Raw genomic sequence first — 16,051 nt, 5'->3', positions numbered from 1 at the left:
TGCAACTCGTAACGGACGCCGGGGAAAATGATGACCGCCGCCGCCGTCGTGGTGTCGTGACTTGCTCGATTTACTGGTGCCGCTCGCGGCACAAAAGACAGGACCATGCCCATGGTTCGCGCATTCCTCTCGGTTTGACCGGAGCACAACGCAACGCCTCCAAAGTTGATTAAGGGGCGTAGAGGGTTAACGGAGCGCTAACGGATCGCGGCTAATTTGACGTTTGTTTTCCTGAAGGTGCGAAACCGGCCCGGCCGGATTGCGCGGTTCGGGATTGTGTCGAGTATCGGGCGTATCCTCCGTGTCATCTTCCGATTTCAGGCAAATCGCTATCCGGACCGAAGCGGGAAAGGCCGAAAGGCTGTTCCGCGCCGCCGTGTCGGCCTTCTGCTCGCTGACGCGTCCCTCGCGCCGAGAGATCGCCCAGCTCGAAGACCTGACGCTGCCGCTGTTCGACGAAGTTTCGGTCGAGTCGCGCCGCTACGTCGCTGCCGCCCTTTCCGAATGCGACTACGCACCGACGGCATTGGTGCGGCGGCTGGCTGAAGAGCCGGTCGAGATCGCAGCCCCCTTGCTCACCCGCTCCAACGCGCTGAGCGACATCGACCTCATCGCGCTGATCGGCCGGCACGGCCTGCCGCATGCGCGCGCCATTGCGCGCCGCAAGGAGCTCAACCCGACGATCGCCGACCTGATCCGCGTGCTGGAAAGGCCGACGCTGGTCAAGGCACGGCCGCCCGAGACGGTCACCAGGCTTGCGCCGAAACCCGAGCCCGTGGCCAAGGCGGATACCGACCGTCCCGCGCCAGGCGAAGCCGCGGAGCACGCGCGGCGCCGCCTGCGGGCGATGATGCGCCCGACCGGCGACGCTGCCGACGTCAACACCTTCCTTGGCCAGCCGACCTATGTGAAGTTGCGCGAGACGGCGCTGACGGGGAACCTGGCATTCTTCCAGACCGCGCTGGCCGATGCGCTGGAGATCGACTTCGCGACGGCCCGCTCGGTGACCGGGCAATCGGGCTATGTCGCGCTGCTTGCGGCGCTGCGTGCCCTCGACCTCAGCGAAGACAGGGCCTTCCTGATCGCAGTCGCGGTCTATCCCGGCGAGTTCCCGCATCCGCAGGCGATCCGCCTGTTCCTCGACAGCTATCGGCTGCTGCACCGCGAGACGGCGCTGGACAGGGTACGTGCCTGGAAGGCCGAGACGCTTTCGCGGGCGATCCGCGGCAGTGCTTCCGATGCGGTTGACATCGAGAGCCGCGCAGCCTCGAACAGCGACGCGGCGAGTGCCAGCGTCAAGGCGTCCTGATCGGTTTAAAGCGCCTCGCGCTGAAGGAACCCGGTGGCGACGCGCTTTAAGCGTTTGTTTTTTATCTTAAAATCAACGAGCCGATGTTCGTCGCGAGACCGGGCATTTCCGCGACACGACAAAGTGACAACGCCTCTTGACTTAGAGTGCGCTCTAACTCGTAGCTTTCTGGGCGTCGTGACGAAAGAAGGGCATTGATGAAGATTGGCGAGCTGGCGAAGCGTTCGGGACTGTCTGCCTACACAATCCGTTACTATGAGCGGATCGGGCTGCTTCCCCATGCCGACAGGGACCAATCGGGCCAACGTGACTACGACGCATCAATCCTGACCTGGATAGAATTTCTCGACCGGCTCAAAACGACCGGGATGCCTATTCGGGAAATGCTGCGTTACGCGGCCTTGCGGGAGCGCGGCGCCGACACCGAAGCGGAGCGCGGCGCGCTGCTCAAGCAGCACCGTGAGCGTGTCCGTGCGCATGTGGCCAAACTGCAAGCCTGCCTTCTCGTCCTCGACACCAAGATCGCCGGATATGCCGGCGTGAAACAGAGGATGAAGGACTATGACGCATCAATCCCCGAACATCGGCGAAAGCCGGCTGGAACGCGGCAAGCGGGCGCTCGCTGAAATCGACGGCGAAGCCGGCCACAAAGTCATTGCCGCCCTGGCTGACATTGCCCCCGACTTCGCGAACTACGTGTTCGAGTTCTCGTTTGGCGACATCTACAGCCGCCCCGGTCTCGATCTGCGCGCCCGTGAGATCGCGACCATCGCGGCGCTGACAGCGATGGGAACCGCGACCCCGCAACTGAAAGTCCACATCGAGGCGGGGCTCAATGTCGGGCTGACCAAGGACGAAATCGTCGAAACCATCATCCAGATGACGGTCTATGCCGGCTTTCCCGCGGCGCTCAACGGGCTGTTTGCGGCCAAAGAAGTTTTCGCCGACCGGTTTCTCGTCCAGAACGGGGAAGCGGCGTGATGAACCTTCTGCGCTTACTTAGCCCGCGGCCGGCGCTCGTGCTCTCATGGTGGTTCCCGTAGACGGTAAAACGCCCTAGTCGGCCTTCACCAAAAGAAGCTCTTCGACGGGAACGGTCCCGCTCTCAATCTCGACCACCCAGATGTCGGGATCGAATTTTTTCTCCCGCTCCAGCCGCGCATCGAAGGCCGAGCTGTCGTCGCTCGTGCCGAGCACGGCGAAAAAGCGCTCATCGGGCTTGGCCGAATCGTAGCTGGTCTGCGGCGCCGGCCCGTAGAAGGTCACCTCCCCCAGACGCCCGCGCGACAACACGAAGACGGCGCCAGCCTCGGTCGCGCCGCGCTTGACGACAGCGGCGAAGCCGCCGGCGCCGAACACGCGGCGCACAAGGGCCGAGACCCAGAGATCGGTGGTCACGCGCATGGGAAGGTTCCGGATGTCCTGCGCGGTTTCTTACAGCAAGGATCAAAGAACCGAAACGATCGCTGCCGCTCAGTTCGTCAGGCCGATCTCGCGCATTTTGACATAAACGGCCTCGTCCGGCTCGCCGGTCTCGGGCAGCCCGAACAAGGCCTGGAATTCCTTGATCGCGGCCTTGGTGCGGGCACCGACCTTGCCGTCGAGCTGCATGTCGCCATTGCCGAACGCCTTGAGGCCGGCCTGGATCTTGACGATGCGGGCGTCGGGCGGCTGCGTGGCGCCATCGGCCGGAGCGGAGACCTGGATCACCTGCGGTTTGGCAGACGCGGCGACTGCGCCATCGGCCGGCCGCGGCATCGGGTGGGGAATGGCCGCCGTCGTCTGGCGGGCGCCAAGCTGGTCGAGCAGCGCGCCGTCAATCTCGCCCGACCCCGGCAGCCCCACTTTCAGCTGATAGGTCTGGATGGCCTTGCGCGTGGCCGGTCCGCTGAGGCCGTCGACCGTGCCGTCGTAGAAGTTGAGGTCCTTCAGAATGCCCTGCACCTGCTGGACGACCGGATCCGGCTTGGCTGCGGGCTGGGCCGGCGCCTGGCGCACGATGTTGATGGTGGTCTCCGGCTCGTCGGAGACCGTATGCGGGAAGTTCTCGATGCTTCGGGTGGCGAAGAACGCGCCGGTATGCGGAAAGGGCTGATACCAGAGCGCGTTGGCCGAGACGTAGAACAGCGTCACCAGGAAAGCGGTCGAGCCGCCGACCAGAACCGGGTTGCTGGCGATCAGTTGACCGACGGCAACCGCGCCCTCGGCAAGAACGCCGCGCTCGGGTTCGACCACCTTAGGCCGTTTTGCGGAGCGAGCCATTCCTCTCCCCATTTGCGTCCCCCTTCGGCTTGGCCGCCGGCATGGCCAGCACGCCGGATGGCGCACCGGATCGCCGCTTCGGCCCGTTCACCGGCAGGCCGATCGTCACCGTGGTGCCCTCACCCGGCGCGCTCTCGATCGACATCGTACCCTCGTGCAGCGCCACCAGGCCCTTGACCAGCGACAGGCCGAGTCCGGTTCCCTCGAAACGACGCGTGTAGTCGTTCTGGATCTGCATGAACGGCTTGCCAAGATTGGCCATGTCCTCCTCGGCGATGCCGACACCGGTGTCGCTCACCCAGAAATGCAGGTGCGAGCCGACGCGCTTGGCGCCGATCACCACGCTGCCGCCATCGGGCGTGAACTTCACCGCGTTCGAGGCGAGATTAATCAGAATCTGCTGGACCGCCCGGCGGTCGGCATTGATCTCGCCCGCATCCGGGGCAATCTGCGTGGCAAGAATTATGCTCTTGGCGTCGGCCAGCGGTCGCATCATCGAGCGGCACATGTCGACGGCCTCGACAAAGCGGAACGGCTCCAGCTCGGTCGCATAGGCGCCCGCCTCGATGCGCGAAACATCGAGGATCGAGGTGACGACGGACAGCAGATGCTGGCCGGACTCCCTGACCAGGCCGACATATTCCTTCTGACGCGGATCCTTGAAGGGCCCGAACATCTCATGCAGGAGCATGTCGGAAAAGCCGAGGATCGCATTGAGCGGCGTGCGCAGCTCGTGGCTGACCACGGCCAGGAAGCGGCCCTTGGCCACTTCGGCAGCCGCAGCGGCTTCCCTCGCCTGCGCAAGCTCCTCGCGAAGTGCTGCGACATCGTCATTTTCGCGCAGAACCAGGGTGAAGACGTCGCGGTCGACCGCGCCGCGCAGCAGCTCGAGGCTGAACGGGCGGAAATTGTCGACCGCGCCAGAACCCTCGCGCGGCAAGCGGATGCGCAGATCAAGCCGGCGCTTCGGCGCGCCCTCGCGCATGTCGGCCAGGGCGGTGAGATAAGCGACGCGGTCGGAAAGATGGATGCGGTCGAACAGGCCGGTGCCGAGCAGAAGCTCGGGCGCCAATTTCAGAATCGAACGTGCTTTGGCGGACGCGTCGACCACTTCGCCCTGGCGCCCGAGGCGGAGCACGACGGCGTCGATGACGTCCTCGAGACGATCGCCGGCAGGCTCCGCCGACCGCAAGCCGGCCGGGCTGGCGAAGGCGGCGGCCCGCGGCAACAGCGTCAGCGCCCAGGCGAGCGGCAGCAGCCAATGCCAGGCGGCGGTCTCGCCGAGCGGCAGCAACTGCCCGGCAAAGGGCTGCAGCACGATAGCGGCAAGCGCCGCCAGCGCGCCCGTCAGCGCGGCGCGCCGCGACCCTGAGACCCACCAGCTTTCGACCGGCAATGCGACAGCAAGGAGTGCCGCCGGCGAGGCCAATCCGCCCGCCGCAGCGATAGCGCCGGCTAGGGCAAGCCCACCCAACACGACCGCCATGCGGCCGGCAAGCGCCATATGGCCGGTGGCTGCCACCAGAAGCGCCGCGAACCAGCACAGGCCGAAGGCGGCAAAGATCGCGGCTATCGTGACGGCAGCGCCGAGACTTGAAGTGACCAGCGTGACCGCGGCGCCCGCGGCAAGGAAGGGCGCGGCGAGCATGACACCGATGAAGCGGCGCTGGCGCAGGCGTTCCGCCTCACCCGTCACGGTCGGGTGAACCATGCGTTCGCAGCCGGCGGAAACCGCGCCAGGCAATTGAACGTATCTGGCTGAAATAGAACTCAACGCACGCGTACCCGGTCGTGAAAAACGCCTGCCTGGCAGGTGACTCATCAATTGGCTTGAAACTCGCATCCAGCGTTTAAGGAATGGATAAGGCTGGCGAAGCCGGCGACCGCGCCCAGGCAAATATTGTGATGCCAGCCCGGCAAAGCATGCCGAGTTGGCGCCATGGTAAACGGCGGGTTAGCCGCAAGGCCTGTGCCAAAACGGACCGAAACTTGAACCGGCTAAGTTCTGCCTGGAGTAAAATCGTTTAATAACAATGTGATACATGGTTATCGTAAAGTTAACGAAGTCGATGAGATTCGACACAAGCCCATGTCAAAACCGATCCTTTCGAATTTGCCTAAAATTTGAGGAAAATTCGCGGCTTCGATGCAAGCCGTCCTTTGCGTGACCGTGCCACTATCGTGCCCATAAAAGAGGTCATGCCGATGGATGCGTGATCCGTCACGGATGGATGCATCATTCCATCCCGGATGAGAGGCAAGTAAGATGGGCTTTCTGATCAGGATGGCTTTCTGGTTTTCGCTGGTGCTGCTGGCGCTGCCGCTCGGCGTCGGCCCGGGCGAAAACGGCCAGCAGAGCGTCGGACCGATCCAGGCGCTGTTTGCGGCGCGCGAGGCGGTCGGCGACATTGCAGGGCTCTGCGAGCGCAAGCCCGATGTCTGCGAGACCGGCAAATCGGCCATGTACACCATCACCGTTCGCGCCAAGGAAACGGCCAAGATCGCCGCAGCCATGATCGACGACAAGCAGTCCGGGCAGTCCGGGCAGGCAGGCACGCCCGAAACGAAGGTCGCGGATGGCTCCGTCACGACCACCGGCAGCGTCGCCGAGGACATCGTGTTGCCGACCAAGGTCAACATTCCGGTGATGTTGACGGCCAAGAACTGAGTTCTTTCCGGCCGTTCGCTCGGCACTTTAATTTTAGCGCAATTCCTGGCGCAAAACCGCCTACGCACGTTCCCCAGAATTGCTCTAACGCCGCGGGCCCCGTCCGACCTCTCGACGCCCGCGGCGTCTTTCTTTTTCCGTGACGCGGCCGTGTCGGGCCACTATATGCGGGCAATGGCCACCTCGATTCAGACCATCCGCGACGACTTTTCCCTGCTCGACGAGTGGGAGGACCGTTATCGCTATGTGATCGAGCTCGGCGAGAGCCTGCCGCCTTTCCCTGAGGAGGAGCGCACGGCTGCGAACAAGGTGCCTGGCTGTGTGAGCCAGGTGTGGCTCACCACCAAGCAGGGAGCGGGCGCCGATCCGGTGATCGGCTTCCAGGGCGATTCGGACGCCCATATCGTGCGCGGCCTCGTCGCCATCATGCTGGCGCTGTTTTCGGGCCGGCGGGCAAGCGAAATCCAGAACACGGACGCCGAAGCGACCCTGAAGGAGCTCGGCCTTGACGAACATCTGTCGCCGCAGCGCGCCAACGGCCTCCGTTCGATGGTCAAGCGCATCAAGCGCGATGCGGAAGCGGCGCTGAAGCAGACGGCCTGATCCGGCCGATATCGCTCCCGTCAGGAAAGCAAAACGGCGCCGCAAGGGCGCCGTCGAACTGCTTGACGAGCTGAGACCTATCAACGGCCCTTGCGCTTGCGGCCCAGACCCATCTTCTTGGCGAGCTGCGAGCGGGCGGCAGCATAATTTGGGGCGACCATCGGATAGTTGGCGTCCAGGCCCCACTTCTCACGATACTCTTCCGGCGTGAGATTGTAGTGGGTCATCAGATGCCGCTTCAGCGACTTGAACTTCTTGCCGTCCTCGAGACAGACGATGTAGTCGTCATGGACCGAGCGCTTCGGATTGACGGCCGGCTTCTGCTTCTCAGCCGACGGCTGCTCCGACGAGCCACCGACGCGGCCCAACGCGGCATGGACGTCGGCGATAAGGTTCGGCAGCTCCCCAACCGGCACCGGATTGTTGCTGACATAGGCGGCGACGACATCGGCGGTCAGCTCGATCAGCGCGTCACCGTTTTTCGAAGGTGTTTCGACGATTTCCATAGTGCTAAGGCCCCAACGAGAGTTGTTTCTAAAACTGCGCCCTTTTTTATGGATCGGGCATCGCGCGGATTTCGTTCAGGAAAGGCTCTGAGATTCGCGTCGGTTATCTTAATGACGCCGCATTGAAAGTAAGTCAATTCGCATATTGACTTATATTGGTCGATATTCATCAACTATTGCCGATTCAGCTTCAAAAATTCGTGCGCCGTGTAACTTCGCGAGATTTTTCTGGTCAGACCAGCATGGCATGACGTTGCGTCATCCGCATGTTAGACATCCGATCGCCACTCGACACCACGTTCAATGCTTGGCTAATGCTTGGGTGCCCTTTCGCCTGCACAACGAATCCTGCGGCACAGCGAAGCGCAAGGATACCGCCTTGGCGGCTGGACCGACAAGGCGACGCGACGGAATCCATCAGTAAGGCGCGATGTATTTGCCGTAGACCCAGCCGGTGACGAAATGACCATTCTGCGCCGGATCGTGCCAGATCTCGCACCAGCGATAGCGGATCGTCTGGCGCTGCTTCCATTGCGGCTGCCGGCCGATATCGAGCAAGTTTACACCTCCGGTGCAGCGGCCGGTCATCTGCAGCACGGTGCCGTTCGGATAGGCGGCCTGTTTCTGCGATGTATTGGACGGATATTTTCGCGCATTGAGCGTATCACCGAACGGCACGCCCGCCACTTGCCAGGCGGCAAAGACGGTTGCATGAGACTGGCTGGAAAAAGCCAGACCTGCCGCTACGACGGCAACTGACATTGCGGTAGAAACACAGGATTTCATCTTTCCCCTTTCGACTTAGCTTCTGTACCACCTTGAACCGCGCCCGTTGAACCGCCGCTGAGCGGCGTGTTCATTCGTCATTCAAGCAAATTCCGCAGCGAGACGTAATGACCAGAGCTTCCGCCTTGACTTCCGCCTTCCCGGCCGCCAGCCCGCCGACCCCTGAGAAACACCCGGTTTCGGACATGCATCACGGCATCACCCGCAGCGACGACTATGCCTGGATGCGGGCCGACAACTGGCAGGCCGTGTTCCGCGACCCTTCCCTGCTCGACGGCCGCATCCGCGCCCATCTCAATGCCGAGAACGCCTATCAGGCCGCGCTCATGGCCGGCACCGCGGACCTGCGCGCCAGGCTGTTTGCCGAGATGAAGGGGCGCATCAAGGAGGATGACTCGACGGTGCCCATGAAGGACGGCCGCTATGCCTACGGATCGTCGTTCCGGCAGGGCGGCGAGCAGCCGCGCTATTTCCGCACGCCGCGCGACGGCGGCACTGAGGAGATCCTGCTCGACGGCGACGCGGAAGCCGAGGGCAAGCCCTATTTCCGGCTTGGCGGCGTCGATCATTCGGCCGACCATAGGAAGCTGCTGTGGGGCTTCGACGACAAGGGTTCGGAGTTCTTCACGCTGCGCGTGCGCGATCTTGCGAGCGGCAAAGAACTTGCCGACCAGATCCCGGATACGGGCGGCGGCGGGGTCTGGGACGCCGGCGACGGCGGCTTCTTCTATACTCGTCTCGACGACAACCATCGTCCGTCGAAAGTGTTCTTCCACGCGCTGGGCGACAGGTCCGAAAACGACCGCTTGATCTATGAAGAGACCGATCCGGGCTTCTTCATGGATGTCGGCGGCACGCGCGCCAACGACTGGATCATGATCGGCATCAACGATCATGAAACGTCGGAATACCGCCTGCTGCCCGCCAATGATCCAACCGCAGAGCCGAAGCTTGTGGCGGTGCGCGAGACCGGCCTGCAATACGATCTGGAAGAAGGCGGCGACGTCTTCTTCGTCCTCACCAATGCCGACGGCGCCAAGGACTTCAAGATCATGACCGCGCCGGTCGACAATCCCGGGCGCGCCAACTGGCAGGAACTGGTGCCGCACGAGCCCGGCCGGCTGATCCTGTCGGTGCTCGGCTTCAAGCATCACATGGTCCGGCTCGAGCGCAAGGAAGGCCTGCCGCGCATCGTCGTGCGCGAGCGCGCCAGCGGCGAGGAGCATTTCATCTCTTTCGACGAGGAAGCTTTTTCGCTCGGTCTCTCCGGCTCCTACGAATACGACACCGAAGTGATGCGCTTCACCTATTCGTCGATGACGACGCCGGCGCAGGTGTTCGACTACAACATGCGCAGCCGCGAACGCGTGCTTTTGAAGACGCAGGAAGTGCCCTCCGGCCACGATCCTGCGCACTATGTCACGCGCCGGCTGATGGCGCCCGCCGCCGATGGCGAGCTGGTGCCGATCTCGCTGCTATATCATCGCGACACGCCCCTCGACGGCTCGGCGCCCTGCCTGCTTTACGGCTACGGCTCCTATGGCATCACCGTTCCTTCCGCCTTCAATACCAATTGCCTGTCGCTGGTCGACCGCGGCTTTGTCTATGCCATCGCGCATGTGCGCGGCGGCAAGGACAAGGGGTACGGTTGGTACGAGGACGGCAAGCGGGCAAGGAAGATGAACACCTTCACCGATTTCATCGCCTGCGCCCGCCATCTCGTTGCCGAGCGCTACACACAGCACGACCGCATCGTGGCGCAGGGAGGCTCCGCCGGCGGCATGCTGATGGGGGCGATCGCCAACTTGGCCCCGGAAAGCTTCGGCGGCATCGTCGCCGAGGTGCCGTTCGTCGATGTGCTGACCACCATGCTCGACGCCAGCCTGCCGCTGACGCCGCCGGAATGGCCGGAATGGGGCAATCCGATCGCGTCCGCCGCCGACTACCAGACGATCGCGGCCTATTCGCCCTATGACAATGTGGCGGCGCTCGACTATCCGCCGATCCTGGCGCTGGCGGGCCTGACCGATCCGCGCGTCACCTATTGGGAGCCGGCGAAATGGGTGGCGCGGCTTCGCGAACGCAAGGCAGGCGGCAACCCGGTCCTGTTCAAGATTAACATGGATTCCGGCCATGCCGGCGCTTCGGGTCGCTTCTCGCGGCTAGAGGAGATCGCCTATATTTACGCCTTTGCCTTGAAAGTGACAGGCAAGGCCTGATTTTCTACTCGCAATCGCACGGCTCGCGCGCTAGGCAATGCGCCGTCGTTTTCGGTTGTGGCCATTTCGGGGCCGCGTCCAGATACATTCGCAAGGTTCGCTATGCTGCTCGTCGACGTCTATCTCGACAAATCGCCCATCCAGGGCATCGGCGTCTTCGCCAAACACCGCATTGCGCGGGGCACATTGATCTGGAAGCTCGATCCAAGGTTCGATCGACGCATTCCCGTGGAGACCTATGAGGGCGAATCCGGCCCGGTGAAGTCCTATCTCGACCGCTATTCCTATCCGGACCGGCGCGATCCCAACTTCATCGTCTTCGAGGCGGACGACGCCCGCTATATGAACCACGCGGACGACCCGAACTGCGATATCTCCTCTCCGGAAGAGGCCTATGCGTTGCGCGACATCGCGCCCGGCGAGGAACTGACCTGCGACTACAACCACTTTTTCGAGAACGGCTTCGACTTCCTGGGCGACCGCCACCCGTAGAGCATGATGCCGAAAAGTGTGGAGCGGTTTTCGGACGACGTCATGCTCCATCACTTTGATTTAGAGCGGCACGAGCGTGGATCAGGCGGAGAGCAATTCCGGCTGGCGTCCCAGGATCAATCTGCCACGCAGGTTTCGGATGCCTGCCAAGGCCTTGCCGGAAACGATGCCTAAGGCAATGCCACCGACGATCGCGAGCAGCTGGAAGATCGGGACCGGCAGCTTGCCCGCGGCGGGCGCCATCAATATTTCCGGGACGAAACGGTGGAAAAGGTAGATCGGAAACGCTGCGACGGCAACCTGCGCAACCAGCCGCCCTATCCCGGCCGGCAGGCGAACGCGCGGCAGGTAAAGAAGGACCAAAAGCGCCGCGAAGATCATCAGATATTTGACCGTCGTCCCGAACCAGACCGACTCCCAGAAGGCCAAATAACCCAGCACAGCGGCGGCAAGCGCGGTCAGAGTCAGCTTTCTCGCCGGAGTGTCGGCGAAACAGGCACACCAACCGAATACGGCCAAATGGAAAACCCAATAGATCGTGAATATCTGGCGGTTGCCTAGGTCGACGAGCGATGGGGACGAAAAGCGCGCGACAGCGGCAACCCCCAAAAGGCCGAGCGAGAAAACGAAGGGGTGAGCCCGGGCAAGCTTGCGGACTGCAGGAATGGCAAAGATTAGAGCGAAGAGCAGGAGCGTCTGCGAATAGGCCTCGATGAACCAGTAAAGGTACGGAATCATCTCGTGACGCTCCGGTTCGGCATAGCCGAAATTCCCAGTAAGCGTCATCGAAGCCCAGGGGATCGTCCGCCAGGCTGCAGCGTAAGCGGCGACAATGAGAAAATACGGGATCAGGACGTCGATCGCAGGTTTGAGCGCGTGCCCAATTCGACCGGCAAGGAAATGGGCCGACTGGAAACAAGCAAGGCTGTAGCCGGCCAGCACCATCATGACGCCGGAGCCGCCGGGGATGGGCCACAGCGTTTCGTGATGCACGACCACCAGCAGGATCCCGATAACCCTCAGCACTAAATCGGTCGGCATCTCGCTTGCGTGCCGGTGTTCGGGAAGTCCCGCCGCCTCGCGGTTTGCCAGCTCGGCAATGCTCAAGCGTTCCCATCCGTCCGGCAGGTTCATGCCGAGACGCTCGAGTTCCAGAGCCAATTGCAGGAATCGAAGGGAGTCCCCGCCAAGAGAGACGAAGCTGTCATTGCGGCCGACGGCCAGGGGATAGAATACGCGGGCGTAGGCACCGAGCAGACCGCCCCGCTCACAGCGGATTTCCGTTCGCCCTTCCAACATCTCCTGCTGGAGGCAGGCATAGTCGATCTTGCCAGAGGCAAGTCTGGGAAAGTCCTCGCGCGTCGCAACCCAAACCAGATTGGCTGGCAGGTGGCTGATCTCGGCAAGAATGCGCCGTGCTCTCCCGGTCGGGTCGGCGCCTATCACGTAGGCCTGCAATCCCCGATCGTCGCCAACCACCGCGGCGGCAATGCCGGCGCGCTCCAGCGCCTGCTCCATCGTATCGAAGCCGATCCTGAGGCCTGCGATCTTGGCGAAGCGGCTTCTGCGCCCGACGATGCGGAAGAAACCATGTTGGTCCCGTACGGCAATGTCGCCAGTGTTCAGGGTCTCGAGCTCTGCGCCGCGCGCGAGGTCGAGGCGCCGCGTGCCGTAACCCATCATTACGTTCGGACCGCGATAGACGAGCTCTCCGGGAATGCCTGGTTGGCTGATCGGCTCGCCTGCAGCGTCGACGATACCGAGGCTGCCGCCCGGAATCGCCACGCCGATCCGATCCTCCTTGTCGGAAAGGCTCTCCGGCGGCACGAAAGCCATGCGTGCCGTCGCCTCGGTCTGGCCATACATGACGAAGAAGCGGCCGCCCCTGGCGACCATGTGGTTCCGATAAAGGCGGATGAGATCCGGGCCAAGCGCTCCGCCCGCCACCGTCATCATGCGCAACGCCTTGAGCTCAGCGTCGCGGAAACGCACCCGTTCCAGAAGCTCGTAAGAATACGGGACACCAGACAGATTCGTGCAGCCGCCGTGGTCTATCGTGCTGACGAAGTCGCTGTCCATGACCGACATGCCGGTGAAGAGGACGCTAGAGCCCGCAACCAGATGCGAATTGAGGACCGACAGCCCATAGGAATAGTGGAGAGGCAGCACGAGAGCGGCCCGGTCGAAGGAAGAGAGCTCGAGATAGGCCGCGATCGAGCGCGCATTGGATTCGAGATTGCCGTAGGAAAGCCTGACCGCCTTGGCGGCGCCCGAGCTGCCGGACGTCATCAGCAGCAGCGCGAGATCGGGATGCAGCGGCTCCGCATCTCCAGCGGATCGAGCTTCCTCAACGAGACGCCAGCGGCCGTCAATTGGCCTGTAGGTGAAATCCGGCTGGAAGGCTGCCTGGAAATCGTCCCAAAGCCTATTGTCGCACGGCGGCAGCATGGCCGCTGCGTGCCCAGCCTGCAGGGCTCCGATATAGGCGGCGACTGCGTGCTCGGAAGCTTCCGCCGCAATCGCCACGAGCCGCTTTTGTCTTCGTCCCAACTGCGACGCGAAGTCTAGCGCGAGACCGCCGAGTTCCCTGTAGGACAGCATGCGTCCGCCGGCGAGGACAAGCGCCACGCGCTGCTCGTCATGGGTGAAATCGGACACAAGGTCGATGGAGGGCGTGGGCAAGCTTCGGTCCTCGGGGAATTGGCCCGAAGCGCCTATAATACATGAGTATTCAAGTCAACTAATTCGCCACCGATTGGCATGCCAAACCGCTTTACGCCATCATGTATGGTCGCGGGTTTGACGCCGCGTGCGCAGGTTAACTCGCCGGCTTGCGCGCCGGGTAGCCGTTGGGGTGCGGCGGGACGGCCTTGAGGTAGGCGGCAATCGCCGCGCGGTCGTCGGCGGTCAGTTGCGCGATGTTGCGCTGCACGTCGACCATGGAGCCGCCGACCGAATCGAAATCGGGTGTGAAGCCGGTTTCGAGGTAATTGGCGATGTCGGCCTCGGACCAGTCCTTGGTGCCGCCCTGCGGGGTGATATTGGGCACAACGCCCGAGCCTTCGGCGGCCACGGCGCCCGCCAGCCACTCGGCCTTCTTGACGCCGCCGGCGAAATCGCGCGGCGTGTGGCATTCGCCGCAATGGCCCGGACCCTCGACCAGGTAGCGGCCGGCGAGAACCTTGTCCGGCGCGCCCTCTGGCAGCGCGATCACCGGTTCGGGGCTGAGATAGACAAGCTTCCAGAGGCCAATGCCGCGACGGATGGTGAAGGGGAAGGAAAGCCTGTGATCCGGCGCCTTGCCGGCAACCGCCGGCAGCGTCTTCATGAAGGCGTAGAGATCGGCGATGTCGGCCGGCTTCATGCGCGCGTAGGAGGCATAGGGAAAGGCCGGATAGAAATGCTCGCCGGAAGGAGAGACGCCTTTCAGCATGGCATTGGCGAAGTCCGCCTCGCTCCAGGCGCCGATGCCGTCCTTCCGGTCCTGCGAGATGTTGGGCGGGACGAAGGTGCCGAACGGCGTCTTGAGTTCCAGACCGCCGACGAGCTCGAGGCGGGCGTCGCCCTGGGCGCCAGGTCTGGCGTGGCAGGAGGTGCAGCCCCCGGCGTAGAAGATCCGCTTTCCCCTGGCGGCGTCGCCAGGGGAAAGATCAGCGACGGTGCCGGCGTCCAGCCTGACCGGTGCCGACAGAACCCAGCTGGCGCCAGCCGCGGCGGCGCCAAGCACGATGACGGCGCCGACTAGCTTCTTCAGCCAGGCCATCGTCAAGCGATCAGCTCTTCTTGATCCGGTAGGTCTGATGGCAGGTGCCGCAATCGCCGCCCAGCGTGTTGAGCTGCGCCTTCAGCGCGTCGACATCGGCCGGCGGGGAAGCGACCGCGGCCTTGGTATCGGCCAGGAACTTGTCCTCGGCCGCCTTGAAGCCCGCCATGTCTTCCCAGATCTTCGGCGCGGCCGTGGTGTCGCCCCTGTCGGAGCCGGCAGGGAACAGCGTGTCGACATCGAACTTCTCGGCATTGGCTTGCAGTGCCTTCAGCGCGTCCAGCACGGCGGCGGCATCGAAAGGCGTCTCGCCCTTGACCACCTTCGAGATCTGCCCGGCGAGCTTGCCGCGTTCCTTCATCAGGGCCTGGCGACCCTGGATCGGGTCGGCATAGGCCGAGCCGGCAAAGGCAAGCATAGAGATGGCGATGACAAGCTTTCTCATTCAATTGGCTCCGTGGATGAAGAGGGTTCGCTGGCGCAATTCCGGACGGAAAACCGTTCAACACGTTTCCTGGAACTGCTCTGGACGTTAACGAGCGTGATGGTGGGGTTATTCCCCGGCGCCGTGACGATTTTGCCGGGTTTCTCCTGAAAAAGAAAAGCCCCGGCGAACCGGGGCTTCTCATCAAAATCACTCAGGCTTTGGCCTTCTCGTAAAGCTCCAGGACGTAGTCCCAGTTGATCAGGCTGTCGACAAAGGCTTCGAGGTATTTCGGCCGGGCGTTGCGGTAGTCGATGTAATAGGAGTGCTCCCAGACGTCGACGCCGAGGATCGGCGAGCCCCCATGGACCAGCGGGTTCTCGCCGTTCGGGGTCTTGGAGATTTCCAGCTTGCCGTTCTTGACCGAGACCCAGGCCCAGCCGGAGCCGAACTGGGTGGTGCCGGCGGCGATGAAATCCGCCTTGAACTTGTCGTAGCCGCCGAGGTCGCTGTCGAAGGCCTTCTGCAGCGCGCCCGGCAGCTTGTTGCCACCGCCACCCTTCTTCATCCATTTCCAGAAATGGATGTGGTTGTAGTGCTGGGCGGCGTTGTTGAAGAGCCCGGCATTCTTGCCGAAGGACTGCTTCACGGCCTCTTCGACTGACAGGTCGCCCATTCCGGCCTCGGCCGCCAGCTTGTTGCCGTTGTCGACATAGGCCTTGTGGTGCTTGTCGTGGTGATACTCCAGCGTCTCCTTCGACATGTAAGGCTGCAAGGCCTCGTAGTCATAGGGCAAGGCGGGCAACTCAAAAGCCATGGATGGTACTCCCTCGAGGAAAAAAGTCCGGTGATACTACCGGGCTAAGATAGGTCTGCAATGGATCGGGGCAACTCCGGAATGGAGCGCCGAGCGACTTTTTAGAGCAATTCCAGGAAAAGTGCGAAGCGGTTTTCCGTGCGGAATTGCGCAAAACAGGAAGATGGAGCGTGTCGCCGTTTCCCTGAAACGGTGAAACGCT

The 16,051-nt window shown here is 62.9% G+C and carries 16 protein-coding genes; 7 read left to right on the top strand and 9 right to left on the bottom strand.

The genetic code is table 11. The annotated features are described in order from the left end of the window. Nucleotides 1–301: 301 nt before the first annotated feature. The 3 genes from LB520_RS13180 (at nt 302) to LB520_RS13170 (ending at nt 2,290) form a co-directional block, all read left to right on the top strand. Nucleotides 302–1,309 carry a DUF2336 domain-containing protein gene (locus LB520_RS13180; RefSeq protein ID WP_224637775.1) on the top strand — a complete coding sequence of 336 codons (1,008 nt, stop codon included), beginning with the start codon at nt 302–304 and terminating at the stop codon, nt 1,307–1,309. A gap of 197 nt (nt 1,310–1,506) precedes the next feature. Further along, nucleotides 1,507–1,935, top strand: coding sequence for a MerR family transcriptional regulator (locus LB520_RS13175; protein WP_095767174.1), 429 nt, complete (start codon nt 1,507–1,509; stop codon nt 1,933–1,935). Continuing rightward, entirely contained in the window at nt 1,871–2,290 is a 420-nt protein-coding gene (locus LB520_RS13170) for a carboxymuconolactone decarboxylase family protein (protein ID WP_224637774.1), read from the top strand. Before LB520_RS13175 ends, LB520_RS13170 begins: the two co-directional genes overlap by 65 nt. Nucleotides 2,291–2,365: 75 nt before the next feature. On the opposite strand, the gene LB520_RS13165 is transcribed toward LB520_RS13170, so the two are convergent. The 3 genes from LB520_RS13165 to LB520_RS13155 all read right to left on the bottom strand — a co-directional run bounded on the left by LB520_RS13165 (nt 2,366) and on the right by LB520_RS13155 (nt 5,282). Further along, the gene (locus LB520_RS13165) at nt 2,366–2,713 is read right to left on the bottom strand and encodes a DUF1491 family protein (protein WP_224637773.1); all 348 of its coding nucleotides are present in this window, start codon (nt 2,711–2,713) and stop codon (nt 2,366–2,368) included. A gap of 69 nt (nt 2,714–2,782) precedes the next feature. Then, nucleotides 2,783–3,571 (bottom strand): peptidoglycan-binding protein, encoded by a 789-nt coding sequence (locus tag LB520_RS13160; protein WP_224606428.1) that lies wholly within the window; start codon nt 3,569–3,571, stop codon nt 2,783–2,785. Beyond that, the gene (locus LB520_RS13155) at nt 3,546–5,282 is read right to left on the bottom strand and encodes a PAS domain-containing sensor histidine kinase (protein ID WP_224637772.1); all 1,737 of its coding nucleotides are present in this window, start codon (nt 5,280–5,282) and stop codon (nt 3,546–3,548) included. Before LB520_RS13155 ends, LB520_RS13160 begins: the two co-directional genes overlap by 26 nt. Nucleotides 5,283–5,837: 555 nt before the next feature. Between LB520_RS13155 and LB520_RS13150 the strand changes: the two genes are divergently transcribed. Both LB520_RS13150 and LB520_RS13145 read left to right on the top strand, forming a co-directional pair. Continuing rightward, entirely contained in the window at nt 5,838–6,239 is a 402-nt protein-coding gene (locus tag LB520_RS13150) for a DUF5330 domain-containing protein (protein WP_095766872.1), read from the top strand. A 174-nt stretch (nt 6,240–6,413) separates the two neighbouring features. Next, complete coding sequence (locus LB520_RS13145; protein ID WP_095767172.1) at nt 6,414–6,842, top strand: SufE family protein; 429 nt, start codon at nt 6,414–6,416, stop codon at nt 6,840–6,842. Between the two features lie 80 nt (nt 6,843–6,922). Here the strand turns inward: LB520_RS13145 and LB520_RS13140 are convergent, their stop codons facing one another. Together LB520_RS13140 and LB520_RS13135 are read right to left on the bottom strand one after the other, a co-directional pair. Then, nucleotides 6,923–7,348 carry a MucR family transcriptional regulator gene (locus LB520_RS13140; RefSeq protein WP_040991330.1) on the bottom strand — a complete coding sequence of 142 codons (426 nt, stop codon included), beginning with the start codon at nt 7,346–7,348 and terminating at the stop codon, nt 6,923–6,925. A gap of 417 nt (nt 7,349–7,765) precedes the next feature. Beyond that, the gene (locus LB520_RS13135) at nt 7,766–8,110 is read right to left on the bottom strand and encodes an SH3 domain-containing protein (protein WP_224637771.1); all 345 of its coding nucleotides are present in this window, start codon (nt 8,108–8,110) and stop codon (nt 7,766–7,768) included. Nucleotides 8,111–8,241: 131 nt separating this feature from the next. Between LB520_RS13135 and LB520_RS13130 the strand changes: the two genes are divergently transcribed. Together LB520_RS13130 and LB520_RS13125 are read left to right on the top strand one after the other, a co-directional pair. After that, on the top strand, nt 8,242–10,353 hold the full coding sequence (locus LB520_RS13130) for a S9 family peptidase (RefSeq protein ID WP_224637770.1): 2,112 nt from the start codon (nt 8,242–8,244) through the stop codon (nt 10,351–10,353). Between the two features lie 102 nt (nt 10,354–10,455). Next, complete coding sequence (locus LB520_RS13125; protein ID WP_095766869.1) at nt 10,456–10,845, top strand: SET domain-containing protein; 390 nt, start codon at nt 10,456–10,458, stop codon at nt 10,843–10,845. Between the two features lie 81 nt (nt 10,846–10,926). Here LB520_RS13125 and LB520_RS13120 read toward each other — a convergent pair whose 3' ends face one another. The 4 genes from LB520_RS13120 to LB520_RS13105 all read right to left on the bottom strand — a co-directional run bounded on the left by LB520_RS13120 (nt 10,927) and on the right by LB520_RS13105 (nt 15,849). After that, nucleotides 10,927–13,473 carry an AMP-binding protein gene (locus tag LB520_RS13120; RefSeq protein ID WP_224637769.1) on the bottom strand — a complete coding sequence of 849 codons (2,547 nt, stop codon included), beginning with the start codon at nt 13,471–13,473 and terminating at the stop codon, nt 10,927–10,929. A 190-nt stretch (nt 13,474–13,663) separates the two neighbouring features. Further along, nucleotides 13,664–14,608: a cytochrome c gene (locus tag LB520_RS13115; protein ID WP_224637808.1), complete on the bottom strand. Its 945-nt coding sequence runs from the start codon at nt 14,606–14,608 to the stop codon at nt 13,664–13,666. Nucleotides 14,609–14,618: 10 nt separating this feature from the next. After that, a complete protein-coding gene (locus LB520_RS13110; RefSeq protein WP_095766867.1) occupies nt 14,619–15,053 on the bottom strand; it encodes a c-type cytochrome in 435 nt (144 codons plus the stop codon). Between the two features lie 193 nt (nt 15,054–15,246). Then, the gene (locus LB520_RS13105) at nt 15,247–15,849 is read right to left on the bottom strand and encodes a superoxide dismutase (protein ID WP_095766866.1); all 603 of its coding nucleotides are present in this window, start codon (nt 15,847–15,849) and stop codon (nt 15,247–15,249) included. Nucleotides 15,850–16,051 lie beyond the last annotated feature (202 nt).

The sequence above is a fragment of the Mesorhizobium sp. CA12 genome (assembly GCF_020165255.1).
In the GTDB taxonomy this organism is placed as follows: domain Bacteria; phylum Pseudomonadota; class Alphaproteobacteria; order Rhizobiales; family Rhizobiaceae; genus Mesorhizobium.
Note: the sequence above shows the minus strand (reverse complement) of the source record. Positions and strands in the feature narration are given on the sequence as shown.